Annotated in this window: 15 protein-coding genes; 9 read left to right on the forward strand and 6 right to left on the reverse strand. The window is 68.5% G+C overall.

The genetic code is table 11. The annotated features are described in order from the left end of the window. Positions 1–119 precede the first annotated feature (119 nt). Positions 120–1,019 carry a LysR substrate-binding domain-containing protein gene (locus tag PV764_RS15525; protein ID WP_343313256.1) on the forward strand — a complete coding sequence of 300 codons (900 nt, stop codon included), beginning with the start codon at positions 120–122 and terminating at the stop codon, positions 1,017–1,019. A gap of 96 nt (positions 1,020–1,115) precedes the next feature. Here PV764_RS15525 and groL read toward each other — a convergent pair whose 3' ends face one another. Then, positions 1,116–2,765 carry a chaperonin GroEL gene (gene groL, locus PV764_RS15530; protein ID WP_019183552.1) on the reverse strand — a complete coding sequence of 550 codons (1,650 nt, stop codon included), beginning with the start codon at positions 2,763–2,765 and terminating at the stop codon, positions 1,116–1,118. A gap of 91 nt (positions 2,766–2,856) precedes the next feature. Continuing rightward, positions 2,857–3,144: a co-chaperone GroES gene (locus tag PV764_RS15535; protein ID WP_019183551.1), complete on the reverse strand. Its 288-nt coding sequence runs from the start codon at positions 3,142–3,144 to the stop codon at positions 2,857–2,859. Positions 3,145–3,437: 293 nt separating this feature from the next. Between PV764_RS15535 and PV764_RS15540 the strand changes: the two genes are divergently transcribed. The 5 genes from PV764_RS15540 (at position 3,438) to PV764_RS15560 (ending at position 11,212) form a co-directional block, all read left to right on the forward strand. After that, positions 3,438–5,222 carry an endonuclease gene (locus PV764_RS15540; RefSeq protein ID WP_421117046.1) on the forward strand — a complete coding sequence of 595 codons (1,785 nt, stop codon included), beginning with the start codon at positions 3,438–3,440 and terminating at the stop codon, positions 5,220–5,222. Between the two features lie 72 nt (positions 5,223–5,294). Continuing rightward, entirely contained in the window at positions 5,295–5,633 is a 339-nt protein-coding gene (gene cutA, locus PV764_RS15545; protein WP_343313251.1) for a divalent-cation tolerance protein CutA, read from the forward strand. Next, positions 5,633–7,993, forward strand: coding sequence for a protein-disulfide reductase DsbD domain-containing protein (locus PV764_RS15550; protein WP_421117047.1), 2,361 nt, complete (start codon positions 5,633–5,635; stop codon positions 7,991–7,993). The genes cutA and PV764_RS15550 overlap by 1 nt, the downstream gene beginning before the upstream one ends. Next, positions 7,990–8,550 (forward strand): TlpA family protein disulfide reductase, encoded by a 561-nt coding sequence (locus tag PV764_RS15555; protein ID WP_070426064.1) that lies wholly within the window; start codon positions 7,990–7,992, stop codon positions 8,548–8,550. Before PV764_RS15550 ends, PV764_RS15555 begins: the two co-directional genes overlap by 4 nt. 145 nt (positions 8,551–8,695) lie before the next feature. Then, on the forward strand, positions 8,696–11,212 hold the full coding sequence (locus PV764_RS15560; RefSeq protein ID WP_421117048.1) for a PepSY-associated TM helix domain-containing protein: 2,517 nt from the start codon (positions 8,696–8,698) through the stop codon (positions 11,210–11,212). 15 nt (positions 11,213–11,227) lie between these two features. Here PV764_RS15560 and PV764_RS15565 read toward each other — a convergent pair whose 3' ends face one another. After that, entirely contained in the window at positions 11,228–13,861 is a 2,634-nt protein-coding gene (locus PV764_RS15565; RefSeq protein WP_421117049.1) for an excinuclease ABC subunit A, read from the reverse strand. Between the two features lie 72 nt (positions 13,862–13,933). After that, on the reverse strand, positions 13,934–16,495 hold the full coding sequence (locus tag PV764_RS15570) for a methyl-accepting chemotaxis protein (RefSeq protein ID WP_421117050.1): 2,562 nt from the start codon (positions 16,493–16,495) through the stop codon (positions 13,934–13,936). Positions 16,496–16,804: 309 nt separating this feature from the next. Here PV764_RS15570 and PV764_RS15575 point away from each other — a divergent pair, with 309 nt between their 5' ends. The 3 genes from PV764_RS15575 to PV764_RS15585 all read left to right on the forward strand — a co-directional run bounded on the left by PV764_RS15575 (position 16,805) and on the right by PV764_RS15585 (position 17,789). Beyond that, positions 16,805–16,948, forward strand: coding sequence for a hypothetical protein (locus tag PV764_RS15575; protein ID WP_019183543.1), 144 nt, complete (start codon positions 16,805–16,807; stop codon positions 16,946–16,948). Further along, the gene (locus tag PV764_RS15580; RefSeq protein WP_019183542.1) at positions 16,945–17,142 is read left to right on the forward strand and encodes a hypothetical protein; all 198 of its coding nucleotides are present in this window, start codon (positions 16,945–16,947) and stop codon (positions 17,140–17,142) included. Before PV764_RS15575 ends, PV764_RS15580 begins: the two co-directional genes overlap by 4 nt. A gap of 125 nt (positions 17,143–17,267) precedes the next feature. Beyond that, a complete protein-coding gene (locus tag PV764_RS15585; protein WP_421117051.1) occupies positions 17,268–17,789 on the forward strand; it encodes a nuclear transport factor 2 family protein in 522 nt (173 codons plus the stop codon). A 25-nt stretch (positions 17,790–17,814) separates the two neighbouring features. On the opposite strand, the gene PV764_RS15590 is transcribed toward PV764_RS15585, so the two are convergent. Both PV764_RS15590 and PV764_RS15595 read right to left on the reverse strand, forming a co-directional pair. Further along, positions 17,815–19,020, reverse strand: coding sequence for an MFS transporter (locus tag PV764_RS15590; protein WP_046273092.1), 1,206 nt, complete (start codon positions 19,018–19,020; stop codon positions 17,815–17,817). Then, the gene (locus PV764_RS15595) at positions 19,020–20,228 is read right to left on the reverse strand and encodes an MFS transporter (RefSeq protein WP_421117052.1); all 1,209 of its coding nucleotides are present in this window, start codon (positions 20,226–20,228) and stop codon (positions 19,020–19,022) included. Before PV764_RS15595 ends, PV764_RS15590 begins: the two co-directional genes overlap by 1 nt. Positions 20,229–20,316 lie beyond the last annotated feature (88 nt).

The following is a 20,316-nucleotide window of genomic DNA, read 5'->3' on the forward strand; positions in this document are numbered from 1 at the left end:
AGTTCATGCAATGCAGTTGGACTAAACCGCCGTGAATCAACATGATCACGATGCTACGCAGGCCATGGCCTGCTGTAGAACGATTTATCGTGCTTGCTCAAGAGAGAAAATCTAACGTCATGGGCGCTGTCCTTCCCCTCCTCGCGCTGCGCGCCTTCGTCGAAACCGGACGACATGGCAGCCTCAAGGCGGCCGCCGCGGTCATGGGCGTCACCCCGGGTGCGATCAGCCAGCAGCTCAAGCTGTTGCAGGCGCGCACCGGCGTGGAGCTCTTCACCCGCACGCGGCACGGCGTCGCCCTCACCGCCGCCGGCGCGCAGGTGCACCCTGCGCTGCTGCGTGCGTTCGATCAGATCCAGGACGGCATGGCGACGCTGGACGCCATCCATGCGCGGCAGACGCTGACGATCAGCACCGTGCCCAGCTTTGCCGCCGCCTGGCTGGTGCCGCGGCTGGGCCGCTTCACCGCGCGGCATCCGGAGATCGAGGTGCGCGTGGAAGCCTCGTCGGCCTTGGCGGATCTGCGCCGCGATCGCATCGACATCGCGATCCGCCACGGTCTCGGCGAGTATCCCGGGCTGGTCTCGCGTCCGCTGGCGGCACCGGTGCTGTTGCCGGTGGCCTGCCCGACGCTGCTCGCCGAGGGGCCGCCGATCCACTCCGCCGCGGACTGCCTGCAGTACCCGCTGCTGCAGGATTCCGATCGCAGTGACTGGTCGCTATGGTTCCGCGCGCTTGGCCTGCCCGCCGATCCGCGCATCGAGCGTGGCCCGGCCTTCGATGATGACGTGCTGCTGATCCGCGCGGCGGAAGCGGGCCAGGGCATCGCGCTGGTGCGCGATCTGTATGTGGACGCCGAAGTGGCCAGCGGTCGGCTGGCGGTGGTGCTGGATCAGCCCTGGCCGACGCGGTTTGCGTACTACGCCGTCACCCTGCCCGGCGCCGAGGAGACACCGGCCATCGCAGCCTTCCTGGGTTGGTTGCAGGACGAGGTCGCGGCCCCCACCAGCGCGCTGTGAGTCGGTACTACGCGCACAAAAAAACCCCGCCTTCCGGCGGGGTTTTTCGTACTGCGGTGGCGGATGGCAGGTGCCGACCGATGGCCGGCCTCTACATCAGAAGTCCATGCCGCCCATGCCACCCATACCGCCCATGCCGCCGCCAGCTGCGCCAGCGCCGTCATCCTTCTTCGGGGCTTCGGCAACCATGGCTTCGGTGGTGATCATCAGGCCAGCGATCGAGGCCGCGTTCTGCAGTGCCGAACGGGTCACCTTGGTCGGGTCCAGGATGCCGAATTCCAGCATGTCGCCGAACTCGCCGGTGGCGGCGTTGTAGCCGAAGCTGCCGGTGCCTTCCTTGACCTTGTTGACGATCACGGACGGCTCTTCGCCAGCGTTGGCCACGATTTCGCGCAGCGGGGCTTCCATCGCGCGCAGGGCGATCTGGATGCCGTGGTTCTGGTCTTCGTTGGCACCCTTCAGGCCGCTCAGCGCGGTGACCGCACGGACCAGGGCAACGCCGCCGCCCGGGACCACGCCTTCTTCAACGGCTGCACGGGTCGCGTGCAGGGCGTCGTCGACGCGATCCTTCTTTTCCTTCATTTCGATTTCGGTCGAAGCGCCGACCTTGATCACGGCAACGCCGCCGGCCAGCTTGGCCACGCGTTCCTGCAGCTTCTCGCGATCGTAATCCGACGAGGTGTCTTCGATCTGGGTCTTGATCTGGGTGACACGCGCTTCGATGTTGGCCTTCTCGCCGGCGCCATCAATGATCGTGGTGTTTTCCTTGGAGACCTGCACCTTCTTGGCGCGGCCCAGGTCCTTGATCGTCGCCTTTTCCAGCGACAGACCGATTTCCTCGGAGATCACGGTGCCGCCGGTCAGCACGGCCATGTCTTCCAGCATCGCCTTGCGACGGTCGCCGAAGCCCGGTGCCTTGACGGCCACGACCTTCACGATGCCGCGGATGGTGTTGACCACCAGGGTCGCCAGCGCTTCGCCTTCGATGTCTTCAGCGATGATCAGCAGCGGCTTGCCGGCCTTGGCGACGCCTTCCAGCACGGGCAGCAGGTCGCGCACGTTGGAGATCTTCTTGTCGTGCAGCAGCACGTACGGATCGTCCAGGTCAGCGGTCTGCGACTGCTGGTTGTTGATGAAGTACGGGGACAGGTAGCCACGATCGAACTGCATGCCTTCGACGACGTCCAGCTCGTTGTCCAGGCCCGAGCCTTCTTCAACGGTGATGACGCCTTCCTTGGTCACGCGGCGCATCGCTTCGGCGATGATGTTGCCGATCGACTCGTCCGAGTTGGCCGAGATCGTGCCGACCTGGGCAATGGCCTTGTCGTCAGCGGTCGGCTTGGAGATGTTCTTCAGCTCGGCGACGGCGGCGATCACGGCCTTGTCGATACCGCGCTTGAGGTCCATCGGGTTCATGCCGGCAGCGACGGCCTTGGCGCCTTCGCGGATCAGGGCCTGGGCCAGCACGGTGGCGGTGGTGGTGCCGTCGCCGGCGTCATCGTTGGTGCGCGACGCGACTTCCTTCACCATCTGCGCGCCCATGTTCTCGAACTTGTCAGCCAGTTCGATTTCCTTGGCGACGGAGACGCCGTCCTTGGTGATGGTCGGCGCGCCGAAGCTCTTCTCAAGCACGACGTTGCGGCCCTTCGGGCCCAGGGTGGCCTTGACGGCATTGGCGAGAACGTTGACGCCGCGAACCATGCGGGCGCGGGCGTCTTCACCGAAACGAATATCTTTGGCAGCCATTGCGATTACCTTTTTATGTAGAGCCGGGCCATGCCCGGCTGCTTGAACGGGAGGAAGTGCGGAAGCGCCGGCACGGGGCCGGCCGCATCACTCAGCCGACGATGGCGAGGATGTCGTCTTCGCGCAGAACCTTGAACTCGACGCCTTCGGACTTGTAGCTGCTGCCGGCGTACTGGCCGTAGATGACCTTGTCACCGACCTTCAGCGACGGCGCGCGCACGCTGCCGTTGTCCAGGGGCTTGCCCGGGCCGACGGCCACGACTTCACCCTTGGTCGACTTTTCCTTGGCGGAATCCGGAATCACGATGCCGCCGGACGAGATTTCGTCGGCTTCGATCGGCTTGACTACGACGCGGTCATGAAGCGGCTTGATGCTCATGTGAGACCCTTTTAAGTTGTTGATTGGTCTAGGAAAGTCTGGCGATGTTAGCACTCGCACAGGGCGACTGCCAGCCACGCTCACGAAAAAACCCGACGGTGCGGGACAGAGCAGAGATGGTGCTGGCCCCTGCCCTTTCAAGGGCAGCCGATGGGATTTTTTTGCCGGCCGGTCGTCGGACGTGAATGTTTGACGCAGTTCTCAGTGCGAAAGGTCGAATACGACAGGGTGGCGGATGTGTCATCTGGATTGCGTAGATTCGAGCGGCACTGACCAATCACAAGGAGCCGTAGATGAGGTTGCTGACGCCGCTGTCCTTGGCCTGCCTGCTGGTACTGGCCACCAGCCCGGCCCGGGCCGATGTATTCATCAATGAACTGCATTACGACGACAGCACCCCGGCCGGGGATGTCGGCGAGGCGATCGAGGTGGTCGCCACCGCCGGTGAGGACCTGTCCGGCTACCGGCTCTACCTCTACAACGGCAGCACTCCCTCGGCCGCCACGGTCTACGCCGACAACGCGGTCCCGGCCGGCACCGCCAGCTGCGGCAGCGCGCGGCTGGCCACGGTCAGCTACCCGACCAACGGCCTCCAGAACGGTCCCAACGATGGCATCGCCCTGGTCGATGCCAGCGGCAAGGTGGTCCAGTTCCTCAGCTACGAGGGCACCATCACCGCGGCCGGGGGACCCGCTGCGGGCCTGACCAGCCAGAACATCCCGGTCAGCGAGACCAACAGCACCGCCCCGGGCACCTCCCTGCAGCTGACCGGCACCGGCAGCCAGTACGCGCATTTCACCTGGGCCGAATCGGCCGGGCAGACCTTCGGCGCCTGCAACCACGGCCAGACCTTCAGCGGCGGCGGCCCGACCGGCCCGAATACCGCGCCCTCGGTCACGGCCACCACCCCCGAACAGGGCGCCAGCACGTTCCCGGCCGCGGCCGACCTGAGCGTCACCTTCAGTGAGCCGGTCACCCTCTCCAGCGGCGCGTTCGCGCTGAGCTGCGGCCAGTCCGGCACGGTCGCGCTGAGCCATCCGACCACCGGTACCCGCTTCACGCTGGCCACCAACACCGCGCTGGTGGCGGGGGAAGCCTGCCGCTTCGATATCCGCGCCACCCGCGTGAAGGATGCCCAGGGCGCGCGCCCGGCCGCCGATACCCGCATCGCGTTCACCGTGGCCACCGCCACCACGCCCGACCCGGGCAATCCGGGCAACCCCGGCGAGTACTACGCGAAGGTGAACACCTCCAGCCCCAGCCAGCTGCGCTGCTCGCTGCACGAGACCATCAAGGGGCACACCGCGTATCCGTACAGCGGCTCGGGCACCAGCACCTGGACGATCCTGGAGATCGCCGACGAAGATCCCAACAACAGCGGCAACATCCTCGATGCCTACCGCAACCGCAGCTACACCAAGGTCAGCGGGCGGGCCGGCACCGGCAGTGGGCTGACCTACAACCGCGAGCACACCTGGCCCAACTCGCTGGGCTTTGCCAGCACCACCGGCGACAAGGGCCTGCCCTACGCGCCGTATACCGACACCCACATGCTGTACCTGACCGATGCGCAGTGGAATGCGGACCGCGGCAACAAGCCCTATGCCAAATGCGACAGCAACTGCGGTGAGCGTGCGACCGAATCCAACAACGGGTCCGGCGGCGGCAGCGGCGGCTACCCGGGCACCTCCAACTGGGTGCGCACGCCCGATGGCAATGGCGGCTCGTTCGAAGTGTGGGGCCACCGCAAGGGAGATATGGCGCGTGCGGTGATGTACATGGCGATCCGTTATGAAGGCGGTAAAGATGCGAAAACCGGCCAGTCCGAGCCCGATCTGGAGCTGACCGACGACCGCAGCAGAATCGTCAAAACCTCGGCGTCCCCGGCCTACATGGGCCTGCTCTCAACCCTGATCGACTGGCACCTTGCCGACCCGCCGGACGCGGCAGAACGCGCTCGCAACGAGGTGATCTTCAGTTTCCAGGGCAACCGCAATCCGTTCATCGACCACCCCGAATGGGCCACCCCGGCGCTGTTCACCTCGGCCAGGCCGGCCACCTGCCAGCTGGCCAACTGAGCCCGGCCGACCGGCGCCCCCTCGTGGCGCCGGTCGGACCATTGGCCTCCAGCGGTCCTATACTCGGCGGTCATGTCGATTGCCGATCCCGTCTTCCTGCTGTTCACCACCTGCCCCGACGTGGCCTGCGCCACGCGGCTGGCACATGCGCTGGTGGACGAACGCCTGGCCGCGTGCGTGACGCGCCTGGACGGGGCGCACTCGACCTACCGTTGGCAGGGCGAGGTCACCGAGGACCACGAGGTCCAAGTGTTGATCAAGACCACCGGCAGCCGCCTGGATGCCGCGATCGCGCGCGTGCAGGCCCTGCATCCGTATGAACTCCCCGAGTGCATCGCGGTCGAAACCCGCGCCGGCCTGCCGGCGTACCTGGATTGGATTCGGGCGCAGACCCGTGAGGAAAGTGATTGATGACGCTGTTTCGTCGTGTTGCCGCGCTGTGCGCGTTGCTCGCGGTCTCCCTGCCGGCCTGGGCCGTCAGTGAAAAAGACCTGCTCCCGGTCGATGAGGCCTTCGGGCTTACTGCGCAGGCGCGTGACCGCGATCGCGTGGAGATCAGCTGGAAGATCGCCCCGGGCTATTACCTGTACCGCCACCGCACCACGGTCAAGGCCGAGGCCGGCTTCGATGCCGAGGCGCTGCAGCTGCCGGCCGGCAAGAAGCACCACGATGACTTCTTCGGCGAGGTGGAAACCTACCGCGAGCGCCTGACCGGTGTCCTGCCCGGCAAGGCCGCCGACGGCGCCGACACCGTCACGCTGGAAGTGCGCTACCAGGGCTGCGCCGATGCTGGCGTGTGCTACCCGCCGCAGAAGCGCACGCTGCAGGTGAAACTGCCGGGCGGTGGCAGCGGCGCGGCCAGCACCGCCCCGGCTGCCGCCAGCGCTGCCGCCTCCCCGTTCAACAACCCGCTGGCCGGCAACAGCGGCACCGGCCTGCGCCTGCCCGGCACCAGCACCACCCAGGCGCTGCCGCTGCCCTCCGAGCGCGCGTTCGGCTTCGATGCGATCGTCGGCGATGGCAATACCGTGCTGCTGCGTTTCACCCCGGCGCCGGGCTACTACCTGTATCGCGACCGCACCTCGCTGGCGCTCGAAGGCGCCCCGGGCATCCGCGCGGACAAGCCCAAGTGGCCGGCTGCCAAATCGCACCGCGATGAACACTTCGGCGATGTCGCCGTGTATTTCGACCAGATCGATGTGCCGCTGCCCCTGCGCCGCAGCACCGCCGGTGCGACCGACGCCACGCTGGTGATCACCTTCCAGGGTTGCCAGACCGATGGCATCTGCTACCCGCCGATGACGCGCCGGGTGAAGCTGGCGCTGCCGGCAGGCACGATCAACGCCAAGGCCGATGAGGTCGCGCAGAAGACCGAGGTCATCGCCCCCCTGCCCAATCGCGACAAGCGCGACCAGGCCCGCAGCGACGCCGGCAGCCAGCCGATGCTGATCCGCCCGAACGAACCGGCGCTGGCCGTGCCCGGCGATACCGCCACCCCGCCCGATGCCAGTGCAGACAACGCGCAGCGCACCCCGCCGCCGGTGGCACCGGCCGCCGCACCCGGCAACCTGCTGGTGCTGCTGCTGTTCGCCGTCGCCGGTGGCCTGATCCTCAACCTGATGCCGTGCGTGCTGCCGATCCTGTCGCTGAAGGTGCTGGGCGTGGCGCAGAGTGGCGAGAGCCGCCAGCGCGCGCGCAGCCATGCGCTCTGGTACACCGCCGGCGTGCTGGTGGCGTTCGCTGCCATCGGCGCCCTGGTGATCGCGCTGCGTGCGGCCGGCCAGGCCGCGGGATGGGGCTTCCAGTTGCAGCACCCGTGGTTCATCGCCGCGCTGGTGTACCTGATGTTCGCCGTGGGCCTGAGCCTGTCGGGCGTGTTCACCCTCGGCGGCAGCCTGGGTGGCATGGGCCAGTCGCTGGCCTCGCGCAGCGGTCCGGTCGGCGATTTCTTCACCGGCGTGCTCGCCTGCGTGGTGGCCAGCCCGTGCGTGGCTCCGTTCATGGGGCCGGCCCTGGCCTACGCCTTCGCTGCACCCGGCCTGCAGGCGATGCTGGTGTTCCTGGCGCTCGGCCTGGGCCTGGCGCTGCCATTCCTGCTGATCGGCTTCGTGCCCTCGCTGGCGCGCCGCCTGCCGCGCCCCGGTGCGTGGATGGAAACCCTCAAGCTGGTGCTGGCCTTCCCGATGTACGGCACCGCGATCTGGCTGCTGTGGGTGCTGGGCAAGCAGCGCGGCGTGGACGCCATGGCGCTGGTGCTGGGCGGCCTGGTGATCCTGTCGCTGGCCCTGTGGTGGTTCGAGCGCAGCCGCTGGCGCAGCCAGCGCGTGGGCGGCCTGCTGGCCCTGCTGTTGGTGCTCGGCGCGCTGTATCCGATCTGGGGCGTGACCCGCCTGGACCCGCCGACCAAGGCCGCACAGTCGGCCAGCGACAACGTGGTGGAGTACTCGCCGCAGATGCTGGACCGCCTGCGCCAGGACAACCGCGTGGTGTTCGTCAACATGACCGCCGACTGGTGCGTGACCTGCAAGGCCAACGAGCGCGCGGTGCTGGGCACCGACGCCTTCCGCGATACGTTGCGGCGGACCAACGCGGTCTACATGCGCGGCGACTACACCAATGTCGACCCGCAGATCACCGCCTTCCTGGATGAGCACAAGGCCGTCGGCGTGCCGCTGTACGTGGTCTACGGCCCGGGCGCCCCGCCGACCGTGCTGCCGACCGTGCTGACCCAGGCGCTGGTCGAAGAAGCGCTGCTGCGGACCGCGCGATGAGCCTGCGGCCACCACGGCGGACGGTCGTGGTGGTCGTGATCGCGGCCGTGCTCGGCATCGGCGCCGGCGTCTGGTTCGCCGGGCATGACGAGCGCCCGGCCACTGCCCCGCCACCGCCACGGCCGGCGGTGGTCGCGGCCCAACCGGGGGATCCGATGCCGGCGATCACCCTGCCGGACCTCCAAGGGAAACCGCAGGACCTGGCCAGCTTCCACGGGCGTCCGCTGCTGATCAATGTCTGGGCCAGCTGGTGCGGCCCCTGCGTGGAGGAAATGCCCGCGCTGACCGCCTTTGCCGATGCCCAGGGCGCTACGGGCGTGCAGGTGCTCGGGCTGGCGCTGGATACGCCCGAGGGCGTGCGCGATTTCCTGACCCGCGTCCCGGTCGCCTATCCGATCGTGCTCGATACCCCCGGGCCGGCCGATGCGAGCGTGCGCCTGGGCAATGCGCAGGGGCTGCTGCCGTACTCCGTGCTGATCGACGCGCAGGGGCGCATCGTGAAACAGAAGCTGGGGCCGTTTGCGGCTGGCGAAATCGAGGCCTGGGCAACGCCCTGACGCGCTTGGGCGAAGTGGCTGTTTGATCGGGGGGCCGTACGGGCCCGACCTGGGCTATTGACCGCCTCCGGCCTGCACCCAACAATGACGAGATCCATTCTCATCCACCGCCGGGCGCGCTTCGCCTTGCCGCCGGACCGCCCCCATGTTGAAGACCATCATTTTCCAGCTGCACTGGCTGCTGGGCATTACCGCCGGCACCGTGTTGGCGGTGATGGGCCTGAGCGGGGCCACGCTGGCCTTTGAAGACGAGATCATGCGCGCGGCCAACCCGGCCCTGGCGCAGGTGGTGCAGCGGCACGCGGCGGGCGAGCAGCCACTGGCCCTGACAGAGCTGCTGCCACGGCTGCAGCAGGACATGCCACAGCCGCTGCAGCGGCTGCGCGTGGACGCCACCGGGCAGCGCCTGTCGGTGGCGCGTTTCGAAGGCGGCCAGGCGAATTGGCGCTATTTCGATCCGTACACCGGCACCGTGCTCACCGGGCTGAAGGGGCTGGGCTTCTTCGCCTTCGTCGAGGATCTGCATCGCCACCTGGTCAGCGGTGAGCGCGGCAGCCTGATCACCGGCAGCTGCGCGATCGCGCTGGTGTTCTTCTGCCTGTCCGGCCTGTATCTGCGCTGGCCGCGGCGCTGGTGGCACTGGCGCACCTGGCTGGCGGTGGAGTGGGCGCGCAGCGGGCGCAGTTTCCTGTGGAGCCTGCACTCGGTGGTCGGCACCTGGGTGCTGCTGGTCTACCTGATGATCGCGCTGACCGGGCTGTGGTGGTCGTTCGACTGGTACCGCAAGGGCGCAACCGCATTGCTTGGCGGCCCAACCGCCGAGCAGACCGCGCCGCGCACCCGTGGCGGCCCACTGGACCTGCACAAGGTGCAGACCACGCTGTACGCCTTGGAAGGCGTGCGGCGCGGGTACATCGACCTTCGTTTCCCGGCCAGGCCAGGCCGTGCGCTCACCAGCCGCGTGCAGGGAAGCAACACCGCGCACGACCGCGCGCAGGACATCCTCCAGCTCGATCCGTCCACGGGTGCCCTGCTCTCCTACGAGCCTTACCGCAGCAAGAACGTTGGCGGCAAGATCATCGTCAGTGTGTTCGCGCTGCACTCGGGCAGCTTCTTCGGGCTGCCGGGGCGGATCATCGTGATGCTCTCCAGCCTGGGCATGCTGGTGTTCTTCATCACCGGCTGGATGCTGTACCTGGACCGCCGCCGCAAGAAGCGCGACGTGCGCGCCTCGCGCCTGCCGCTGGCGACGGCCATCGGCACCGGGCAGCCGTGGCTGGTGGCATTCGCCAGCCAGAGTGGCTTTGCCGAACAGCTGGCCTGGCGCACGGCTGCACAGCTGCAGGCGGCCGGCCTGCCGGTACACGTCCGCCCGCTGGCGCAGGTGGATGCCGCAGTGCTGGCAGACACGGACACTGCGTTGTTCGTCATCAGCACCTTCGGCGATGGCGAAGCACCGGACGCCGCGCGTGCCTTCGAGCGACGCGTACTGGCGCACGCCGCTGCGCTGCAGGGAATGAGGTATGCCGTGCTTGGGCTCGGTGATCGCGAGTACGGCCGCTTCTGTGGTTTCTCGCGCCAGGTGGATGGCTGGCTGGCGGCGCAGGGCGCGCAGCGGCTGTTCGCCAGCATCGAGGTGGATCGCACCGATGCGGTGCCACTGGCGCAGTGGCAGCAGCAGCTGGCCCTGCTGACCGGCGTTGAGGACCACACCCCGCTGCCGGCGCCGGTGGCGCTGCAGCCGTGGGCACTCGGTGCGCGCACCGTACTCAATCCGGGCAGCGCCGCCGGGGCGATCTGGCAGGTGGCACTGCACCCGCCGGCCCACGCGCACTGGCAGGCCGGTGACATCCTGGAGATGGCGCCCCGCCACGCGCGTGCCCACGTGCTGGCGGCACTGGCCCGCAACGGCCTGGATCCGCAGGCACCGGTGACGGTCGATGGACGGATCACGACGCTGCTCGAAGCGGCTGCCGCGCGCGTGCTGCCGGAGGCTGTGGAGCCACGTGATCCTGCCGCCGCAGCCGATGCCGCGCGCTGGCTGGCGCGGCTGCCGGCGCTGCCCCATCGCGAGTACTCGATCGCCTCGGTACCGGCCGATGGGGCCGTGCAGCTGGTGATCCGCCTGACCGCGCTGCCCGACGGCCGCCATGGGCTGGGCTCTGGCTGGCTGTGCGTGCATGCCACCGAGGCGGAGAGCATCGCGGCCCGGGTACGTCGCAACACCGGCTTCCATCGCCATCCCGAGCATGCCCCGATGCTGCTGATCGGCAACGGCACCGGTATCGCCGGCCTGCGCAGCCTGCTGCGCGAAGCGGACGCACAGGGCGACCGCGGGCACTGGCTGGTGTTCGGCGAGCGCACCCGCGCGCACGATTTCCTCTATCGCGAGGAGATCGAGGCCTGGCAGGCGAAGGGCCATCTGAGCCGCGTGGACCTGGCGTTCTCGCGCGATGCCGAGGGTGGCGGCTATGTGCAGGATCGTCTGCGCGCCGCACCGGAGGCACTGCGCGCATGGGTGGATCTGGGTGGCAGCATCTATGTGTGCGGCTCGCTGCACGGCATGGCCGAAGGCGTCGATGCGGTGCTGCGCGAGGTACTGGGCAACGATCCGGTCGATGCCCTGCTCAACGACGGACGCTACCGTCGCGATGTGTACTGAGCAACGCCCGGCCGCTCAGGGGAACCAGCGGCGCAGATAGCGCGCCGTCGCCCCCTGCGTGGCCCGGCTGACCTGTGCCGGCGTGCCCTCGGCCACGATCCGCCCGCCGTCTTCGCCAGCCCCCGGCCCCACATCGATCACCCAGTCCGCATCGGCCACCACGCGCAGGTCGTGCTCGACGACCACCACCGTGTTGCCGGCATCCACCAGACCGTGCAGCTGCGCCATCAGCTTGTCCACGTCGGCCGGATGCAGGCCGGTGGTCGGCTCGTCCAGCACGTACAGGCTGCTGCCGTGCTGGCTGCGCTGCAGCTCGGTGGCCAGCTTGATCCGCTGCGCTTCGCCGCCGGACAGCTCCGTGGCGGGCTGGCCCAGGCGCAGATAGCCCAGCCCGATATCCCGCAGCAGCTGCAGCGGCCGCTGCACCGGTGGCTCGTCGGCGAAGAACGCCAACGCCTCCTCCACCGTCATCGCCAGCACCTGCGCGATGTTGCGCCCGTTCCACTGCACCTCCAGCGTCTTGGCGTTGTAACGCTGCCCGTGGCAGGTAGGGCACGGCGCATAGACGCTGGGCATGAACAGCAGTTCGACGTGGACGAAGCCCTCGCCTTCGCAGGTCTCGCAGCGGCCGGCGGCGACGTTGAAGGAGAAGCGGCCGACGCTGTAGCGCCGCGCCTTGGCCGAGCGTGTACCGGCGAACAGCCGGCGAACATGATCGAACAGGCCGGTATAGGTCGCCAGATTCGAGCGCGGCGTGCGCCCGATCGGCTTCTGATCCACATTGACCAGGCGTTTGATCGCCTTGGCCCCGTTCAAGCGGCCCCGCGTGCGTTCCATGCGGCTGGGCTGCGGCAACTCGCTGTCGGTTTCCTCGATCACCGGCTCCTGCCCCAGGTGTTCGCCCACCAGCTCCACCAGTGCCTGGCTGACCAGACTGGACTTGCCCGAGCCGGAGACACCAGTCACCGCCGTGAACGCCCCAAGCGGAAAGCGCGCCTCCACGCCGTGCAGATTGTTGCGGTGGACGCCCTGCAGGCCCAGCCAGCCGGACGGCGCGCGCGGCGTGCGGCGCGTGCCGGTGGCGTCCTGGAACAGATACGGCGCAGTGACCGAGGCTTTGACCGTGCGCAGGCCGTCCGGCGGCCCGCTGTAGAGCACCTGGCCGCCATGCTGCCCTGCGCCGGGGCCGACATCCACCAGCCAGTCCGCGCGGCGCAACATCTCCAGATCATGCTCGACCACGAACAAGGTATTGCCGCCGGCCTTGAGCTGGGCCAGCGCGTCGTACAGGGCCTCGCCATCGGCCGGATGCAGGCCGGCGGTGGGTTCATCCAGCACGTACACCACGCCGAACAGGCTGGAACGAATCTGCGTCGCCAGGCGCAGGCGCTGCAGTTCGCCCGGCGACAGCGTCGGGGTCGCGCGGTCCATCGACAGATAACCCAGGCCCAGCGACTGCAGCGTGCCGATCCGCTCGACCAGATCGTGCGCGATGCGCTGTGCCGCGATGCGTTTCTCTTCGGACAGATCCGGCGTGCGGCGTACGTCACTGCCGCCGGCATGCGCATTGCCACCGGCGGCGACGCGCTTGGCGGTGGCCTGCCGGCCTGCGCTGCGGCTGCGTGTGGCCGTAGCTGCCGGCGCATCGAAGTGGCCTTCGGCCGCAGGACGCAGCGCCTGCGCCATCGCACTGACCGTCAGCTGCGACAGCGTGCCGATGTCCATGCCGGCGAATGTCACCGACAGCGCTTCGCGCTTCAACCGGCGGCCATCACAGACCGGGCACTGGGCGCCGATCATGTAGCGGGCCACGCGCTTTTTCATCATCGCGCTCTGCGTGGTCGCAAAGGTGTGCAGCACATAGCGGCGCGCACCGCTGAAGGTGCCCATGTAGCTGGGTTCTTCCTTGCGCCGCAGCGCGGCGCGGGTTTCGGCCGGGGTAAAGCCGGCGTAGACCGGCACCACCGGTTGTTCCTCGGTGAACAGGATCCAGTCACGCTGTTTCTTGGGCAGATCGCGCCAGGGAATGTCCACGTCGTAGCCCAGCGTGACCAGGATGTCGCGCTGGTTCTGGCCGTGCCACGCAGGTGGCCACGCGGCGATGGCGCGCTCGCGGATGCTCAACGAGGGATCGGGCACCATCGATTGTTCGGTCACTTCATACACGTAGCCCAGCCCGTGGCAGTTCGGGCAGGCGCCCTGCGGTGTATTCGGCGAGAAATCCTCGGCATACAGCATCGGCTGCCTGGCCGGATAGGTACCGGCGCGCGAGTACAGCATCCGCAGCAGGCTCGACAGCGTGGTGACGCTGCCGACGCTGGAGCGCACGCTGGCAGTACCACGCTGCTGCTGCAGCGCCACCGCCGGTGGCAGCCCTTCGATCGCGTCCACGTCCGGCACGCCGACCTGATCGATCAGGCGACGTGCGTAGGGCGACAGCGATTCCAGGTAGCGCCGCTGTGCCTCGGCGTAGAGCGTGCCAAACGCGAGCGAGGATTTCCCCGAGCCGGAGATGCCGGAGAAGACCACCAGCGCATCGCGCGGGATCTCGACATCCACATTCTTCAGGTTGTGTTCGCGTGCACCCCGGACGCGCACGAAGGCATCCGGGGCAGTGGGAGGCGACGGCCGGCGCGTGGATTTCTTCATAGGTGGACAATAGCGAACCACAGCGCCGGCTCACCGCCGGTGAAGAACGGTGAGCGCGGCCTTGACGCAGCCTCAGGCCGTCGCCCGCACACGCGCCGGCGGCGGTGGCGTCACGACGAAGGCATCCACCGCTTCGCCCAGCAGCGAGGCCTGGCGGTCCAGGGCGCGCGCCGAGGCCGAAGCCTCTTCCACCAGCGCCGCATTCTGCTGCGTGCTGCCATCCATCTGCAGCAACGTCTGGCTCACCTGCTCGATGCCCGCCGTCTGCTGCTGCGACGCGGCTGAAATGCTGGCCATGATCGATGTCACCCGCTGTACGCTGCCGACGATCTCACCCATGGTCGCACCCGCGTCATCGACCTGGCGCGTGCCGGCATCGACCTTCTCCACCGAGGCTTCGATCAGCTGCTTGATCTGGCGCGCAGCGTCGGCACTGCGCTGTGCCAACAGGCGCACTTCGCTGGCCACCACCGCGAAGCTGCGCCCCTGCTCGCCGGCCCGCGCCGCTTCCACGGCGGCGTTCAGGGCCAGGATGTTGGTCTGGAACGCGATCCCGTCGATCACCCCGGTGATCTCCCCGATCCGCCGCGAGGACAGGGCGATATCGGCCATGGTGGTGACCACCTGCGCCACCGATTCGCCGCCGCGGGCCGCAACTTCGGCCGCGCGTATCGCCAGTTGGTTGGCCTGCTGCGCTGAATCCGCGTTCTGCCGCACGGTGGCCGAGAGCGCCTCCATCGACGACGCCGTCTCTTCCAGGTGCGCCGCCTGGCGCTCGGTGCGATCGGAGAGGTCGTGGTTGCCGGCGACGATCTCCCCGGCGGCATGGTTGATCGCCAGCGACGCGTGCTGGATGCGCGCGACGATGTCGGTCAGCTGCATCACCGTGGCATTGGCATCGTCGCGCAGGCGGGCGAACACGCCGTGGAAGTCACCGTGCATGCGGACGCGCAGATCGCCCTGCGACAGCGCCGAGAGCAGCCCCTGCAGCCCGGACAGATTGCTCTGGAAGGTATCGAGCAGGTGGTTGATGCTCAGGGCCAGGGTTTTGACGAAGCCCTGCTTGTCGTCCACCGTGATGCGCCCGTGCAGTTCCCCCCGTGCGGCGGCGTCCACCAGTGCGGCGACTTCGTTTTCCACCGTGGTTTCCAGCGCGCGGCTGCGCCACTCCACCGCTGCGCCCAGCAGCTGGCCGTGGTCCACGATAGGGGTGATCACCAGCTGGTAGCGGATGCCCGCGTGCTCGATCTCGCGGCTGGCGCGCTGGCCGGCCTGCAGCGTCGGCACCAGGGTGGCGAAGGCCGGATGCAGGGCGGCAGCCGGTTGGCCGCTCCAGTCCGCGTGCGTGAGCTGCAGTTCGGCCAGCAGCGCCTGGTTGAGGAAACCGATCTGCCCCTCACCGTCGAGCACCATCACCCCGGTCTGTGCGCAGTCCAGCGCCTGGCGGGCACGGGTGTTGTCGCGCGCGACCGCGCGCTCGGCGTCGATCCGCTCACGCAGGCGGTGCTGCATGTGGCGCAGGCGCGCGGCCAGCTGGCCGATTTCATCGTGCGGATTATGCAGGGGCAGGACGGTGTCGAGCCGATCCTCGGCGATGTCCTCGGCAAAGCGCAACGTATCGGTGATCGGGTGGCGCACCGCGCGCAGCACCAGCAGCAGCGTGGCGATCAGCACCACCGCGACCAGCAGCAGCGTGAGCGCGAATACGATCCCCATGGTGCTGGCCCGCGCGGCCTGTCGCTCGCGTGCCGCCGCCAAGGCCAGCGTCTGCGCCTGTTGCAGCGCCTGCAGCCCGGGGCCGATCTGGGCCGCGGTCTCGGCCAGTGACTGCGCTTCCACGTCCAGCCCGATGCGGGCAGCGGTGTAGGCCAACAGCGCGCCCTGGTAGTTGTCCATCTGCGTCCGCAGTGCCTCCTGCATCTCCGGCCCCAGGCGCGTCTGGCCCAGTGCGAGATCGAAGGGCAGCTTCTGTTCGCTGGCGCGATCAGTGTGTGCCGAATCGCCGGTGAGCAGCAGCAGGCTCTCCTCGCGGCGCATCTTCTGCAGCTGGGCCATCAGCGCCGGCCGCGCGCTGGCCTCGACGCTGGCCTCCAGCGTGGCAGCCGCTGCCTCCAGCTGTGCACGCAGGCCGGCATCGCCGCGTCCCATCTCGTCCACGCGGGCGTTCAATGCGGTGATGCCCTCGGCAAAGTCGGCTGCCCGCGTCGCCAACTCACGCAGCGCACCGGCACTGCCGGCATCGTGCGGATCGCGCTGCAGCTGGGCCAGCGTGGCCTGCAAGCGCTGTTGCGCCGCCTGCAGGGCGTCGCGGTCGACATCATCGAAGGTGCTGGCATACCGTGTCTGCAGCCGTCGCGCCTCGGCCACCTCGGTCGCCAGCGTGGCCGCCAGCGCGGCCTCCTGCTGGTGGGCGGCGAAGGTCTCGGCCGCCCGCTCGGTATCATGCCGCGTCCAGCCGTAGACCACGGCCACCGCGAACAGGCCGAGGCCGCAGATCAGCAGGCTGGCCCTGAGTTTCTGTGCCACGCTGAGACGACCGAGCCCGGCCAACCGGGACGGCGGGGCCAGACGGAAGCGGAACCGGTCGCCCAGGCGGGCGACGAACAACGACAGGCGGCGGGGGACGGCCGACATCACGTACTCCAGGCGGAAGGACGCATCGGTATCGGCGGGTTGGGGAGGAACTTTAGGGCCCATCTCAACCAGCGGCCATGGCGTCGCCAGCGGCTCCCGTTGTAAGCGAGCCAGACGACGAAGTGATGACGGTCCGGCGACGAGCGCCCTGCGGCTCGGGGTATCCCTCGCAGGGACAGCGCCTTCACGGCGATTGCGCTGAACTAGCGCTGGGGTCGCGGCCGGGGCCGCTGCAGGCGCCGGTGCGCGTCACCGCACCTTGGGCCGATCACGACGCACCAATGCCATACCGCACGGAGAGAGACCGCCATGAATGCCGCCTTCAAGATCTTTCTGCTCGCCGGTGCACTGCTGTACGGCCTGCCGGGGCTGGTGTGGTGGGTGAACCATCGGCGGGCCAAGCGCGCACGGCTGGCCCAGGGCGCGATCAGCGTCGAGGTCCGCGCGCCATGAGCGGAAGCGAAAGCACCCGGGCGCCCCTCACTGAAGAACAGCGGCAGATCCTGCGCGACATCAACGCTACGCGGCCGGTCAGCGACGAGGCGGCCAACTGGGCCGTCCAAGCCGGCTATGCCGCGCAGGCGGAAGATGGCGACATCGACCTGACCCAGGCCGGCCGCCAAGTGGTGGACTCCAGCACGCTGTAAGGGGCCACTGCCCTCGCCCGTGATTCCGTGCGCCGGAGGTCATCCATCCGAATGACACTTGAAGGGCGTCGCGGCCCGTGCGAAAAGTGACGCCCGCTCTGGTCCGATTGAAGCAGGCACTGCCGATGAAACGCTTCCCCGCTGTTGTCGCCGCCGTGCTCGTAACCGCCGGCATGCTCGCGCCCCTGGCGGCATCTGCTGGCGAGGAGGCCGAAGACGCCGCTGCCCTCACGCGCACCATCACCGGATTGGATGACCAGGTCTTCGACGCTTACAACCGCTGCGACCTGGAGACCTTTACCCGCTACTTTTCGCCTACCGTCGAGTTCTATCACGACAGCGGCGGGGCCACGTTCGATCGCGACACAGTGGTCTCCAACACGCGCAAGTACATTTGCCACAAGGTCCGCCGCGAACGGGTTCCCGGGACGCTCAAGGTCTACCCGATCAAGAACTTCGGCGCGATCGAGGAGGGCGAGCACCGCTTCTGCGAGGTGGCCACCGGCAAGTGCGAAGGCAGCGCCAAGTTCGTGATGGTCTGGCAGCAAAAGGACGGGCAATGGCAGATGACCCGGGTGCTGAGCTACGGCCATCGCGCGTTGACCGTGGCTGAAAAGGCGGCGCTGGAGACGACAGGACAAAAGTGAGGCCTGGCAGGGTCGGTCCGCACTGTCACAGTGCGCCTGAGGGATTGCCGGTATCCCGTTGCGCCGGTTGCATCCGGCGGCCGGCAATGCACACCACCACCGCCGCGACCGCGAAGCCTCCGGCGAGCCAGAGATTGGCGGTCAGGCCATACCGGTCCAGTGCCTGGCCCCCCATCCATGCCCCGGATGCGATACCGATGTTGAAGGCGCCGACGTAGAGCGAGGAGGCGACCTCCACCGCCCCTGGTGCGGCCTTCATCATCCACGTCATCAGGCCCACCGATACCCCGCCGTAGGCCAGCCCCCACGCCAGCAGCGCCATGGCGCCGCCCAGGCGGGAATCGCCGATGGACAGGAACAGCAACGGCGCCAGCACCAGGCCCGCCGCGATCAGCGACACCGTCAGCGGGGTACGTCGTGCTGCCACGATGCCGGCGATGAAGTTGCCGGCCATCCCGGCGGCGCCGTAGCCGAACAACAACAGCCCGACCCAGCGCGCGTCGAAGCCCGACACCGACAGCAGCAGCGGCCGCACGAAGGTAAAGGCGATGAAGTGTCCGGCCACCAGCAGGAAGGTCAGCATCAACCCGAGCTGCAGCCCGCGGTTGCCCAGCGCGTGCCCGAATTGACGCAGGGGGGTCGCACCTGACGAAGGCAGCCGGGGCATGACGGCCATATGCAGGACGAGTACGACACCTCCCAACAGCGCCATGCTGCCGAACGCCCAGCGCCATCCCAGCAGTTCACCGATCAGCGCACCCAGTGGAACGCCCAGTACCGACGCCGCCGCCACGCCGCCGAAGATGAGCGATGTTGCCAGGCCAACCGATCGGGCGGCCACCAGCCGCACCGCCAGGCCGCCGGCAATGGCCCAGATGCCGCCCATGCAGAGCCCGACCAGCACGCGCGCTGCCAGCATCCAGGCCAGGGTCGGTGCGAGCGCGGAGACCAGGTTGGCGATGACCAGCATCCCCAGCAGCGCGCACAGCAGCGTGCGGCGATCCACGCTGCCGGCGCTGATCACCACCAGCGGTGCGAACAGCGCTGCCAGCAGTGCGGGCAGCGAGACCATCACGCCCGCGGTGCCGGTGCTCGTTCCCAATGCGTCGGCGATCGACGTCAGCAGCCCCACCGGCAACATCTCCGTGGTGACGACCGAGAAGGTGGCCAGACTGGCGGCGGTGACCGCCCACCACGCGTGCGGCGATGCCGATTCCACGTGCGTGCGCATCAGCCTTCCCCCAGGTCGCGGTCGTCGCGCGGCCGCAACTGTCGATACGCGACCACGGCCGCCAGCAGCACCGCACCGCCGGCAGTGACCGCCAGCAGGAATCCAGCGCGCGCGCCGTACGCATCCACTCCGTAGCCTGACATCGCCGCGCCCAGCGCCACGCCCACGTTCAGTGCCGCCAGCAGCCAGGTCATGCCCTCGGTGAGCTGGCGCGCCGGTACCTGCTGCTCGATCAGCGACATCGCCACGATCATCGTCGGTGCGAAGAAGGCGCCGGCCACGAGCACCGTCGACACAAGTGAGCCGATGCTGCCGACCAGCAGCAGCGGCACGGTCGTCAGGGCAGTCGCCATTCCACCCAGCAGCACCAGGCGGTGCAGTGGCGCCTTCAGCTTGAGTGCGCCGAACAGTACCCCGGACAGACAGGACCCGGCCGCATACGCAGAGAGCACCAGGCTCGCCGCGGCCGGCTGGCCCGACTGCGCCGCGTAGGCGACGCTGACGATATCGATGGTGCCCACGATCACCCCCATCGCCACCATCAGCAGCGCCAGCCAGCGCACGCTTGCCAGGCCGATCACGGACCCTGAGTGCTCGCCGGTCGATGGCACGGCCTCGATGGGCGGCTCGGTCCTGCGCTGGGCGACCAGGGCGAATACGCCGATCGGCAACAGCATGGCCGCGGCAAGCACGCCGGCCTGCGGAAACAGCGAGACCGCCAGACCGACGGAGAGCGGCGGCCCGGCAATGAAGGTCACTTCATCGAACACCGTTTCCAGCGAGTACGCCGTCTGCAGGCGCGGCTGACCGCGGTAGAGCGCCGTCCAGCGTGCGCGCACCATCGCCGACAGGCTGGGCATGGCACCGGCGAGCAGTGCACCGACGAACAGCAGCGCGACCGGGGCGTGGTACCACGAGCCGCCGAGCAGGAGCAGAAGGCCGATCACGCTGATGCCGGTCGCCATCGGCAGTACCCGGCGCTGCCCCTGCCGGTCCACCAGGCGCGAGACCTGCGGAGACACCAGTGCATAGGTGAGCACGAAGGTCGCCGCGACCGCGCCGGCCAGCGCATAGCTGCCGCGCACCTGGGACAGCAGCGCGATGATGCCGATCCCGGTCATCGGCAGGGGCAGCCGCGCCAGCAGGCCGGCCAGGGTGAAGCCGGCCGTGCCGGGCGCAGCGAACAGATCGCGATAGGGGCGGTTCAACCTCGTCTCCATGGGCATGCTCACCCATTTACATACACATCGTATGTTTAAAATCCTATATACATACGCACCGGATGTAAACAATCAT

It is taken from the genome of Stenotrophomonas sp. AS1, assembly GCF_048957655.1.
GTDB lineage: Bacteria > Pseudomonadota > Gammaproteobacteria > Xanthomonadales > Xanthomonadaceae > Stenotrophomonas > Stenotrophomonas bentonitica_A.

Bases quoted from the DNA above. Each gene is read 5' to 3' on its own strand.
- PV764_RS15525 (WP_343313256.1), top strand. From the start codon at position 120: ATGGGCGCTGTCCTTCCCCTCCTCGCGCTGCGCGCCTTCGTCGAAACC.
- groL (WP_019183552.1), bottom strand. From the start codon at position 2,765: ATGGCTGCCAAAGATATTCGTTTCGGTGAAGACGCCCGCGCCCGCATG.
- PV764_RS15535 (WP_019183551.1), bottom strand. From the start codon at position 3,144: ATGAGCATCAAGCCGCTTCATGACCGCGTCGTAGTCAAGCCGATCGAA.
- PV764_RS15540 (WP_421117046.1), top strand. From the start codon at position 3,438: ATGAGGTTGCTGACGCCGCTGTCCTTGGCCTGCCTGCTGGTACTGGCC.
- cutA (WP_343313251.1), top strand. From the start codon at position 5,295: ATGTCGATTGCCGATCCCGTCTTCCTGCTGTTCACCACCTGCCCCGAC.
- PV764_RS15550 (WP_421117047.1), top strand. From the start codon at position 5,633: ATGACGCTGTTTCGTCGTGTTGCCGCGCTGTGCGCGTTGCTCGCGGTC.
- PV764_RS15555 (WP_070426064.1), top strand. From the start codon at position 7,990: ATGAGCCTGCGGCCACCACGGCGGACGGTCGTGGTGGTCGTGATCGCG.
- PV764_RS15560 (WP_421117048.1), top strand. From the start codon at position 8,696: ATGTTGAAGACCATCATTTTCCAGCTGCACTGGCTGCTGGGCATTACC.
- PV764_RS15565 (WP_421117049.1), bottom strand. From the start codon at position 13,861: ATGAAGAAATCCACGCGCCGGCCGTCGCCTCCCACTGCCCCGGATGCC.
- PV764_RS15570 (WP_421117050.1), bottom strand. From the start codon at position 16,495: ATGTCGGCCGTCCCCCGCCGCCTGTCGTTGTTCGTCGCCCGCCTGGGC.
- PV764_RS15575 (WP_019183543.1), top strand. From the start codon at position 16,805: ATGAATGCCGCCTTCAAGATCTTTCTGCTCGCCGGTGCACTGCTGTAC.
- PV764_RS15580 (WP_019183542.1), top strand. From the start codon at position 16,945: ATGAGCGGAAGCGAAAGCACCCGGGCGCCCCTCACTGAAGAACAGCGG.
- PV764_RS15585 (WP_421117051.1), top strand. From the start codon at position 17,268: ATGAAACGCTTCCCCGCTGTTGTCGCCGCCGTGCTCGTAACCGCCGGC.
- PV764_RS15590 (WP_046273092.1), bottom strand. From the start codon at position 19,020: ATGCGCACGCACGTGGAATCGGCATCGCCGCACGCGTGGTGGGCGGTC.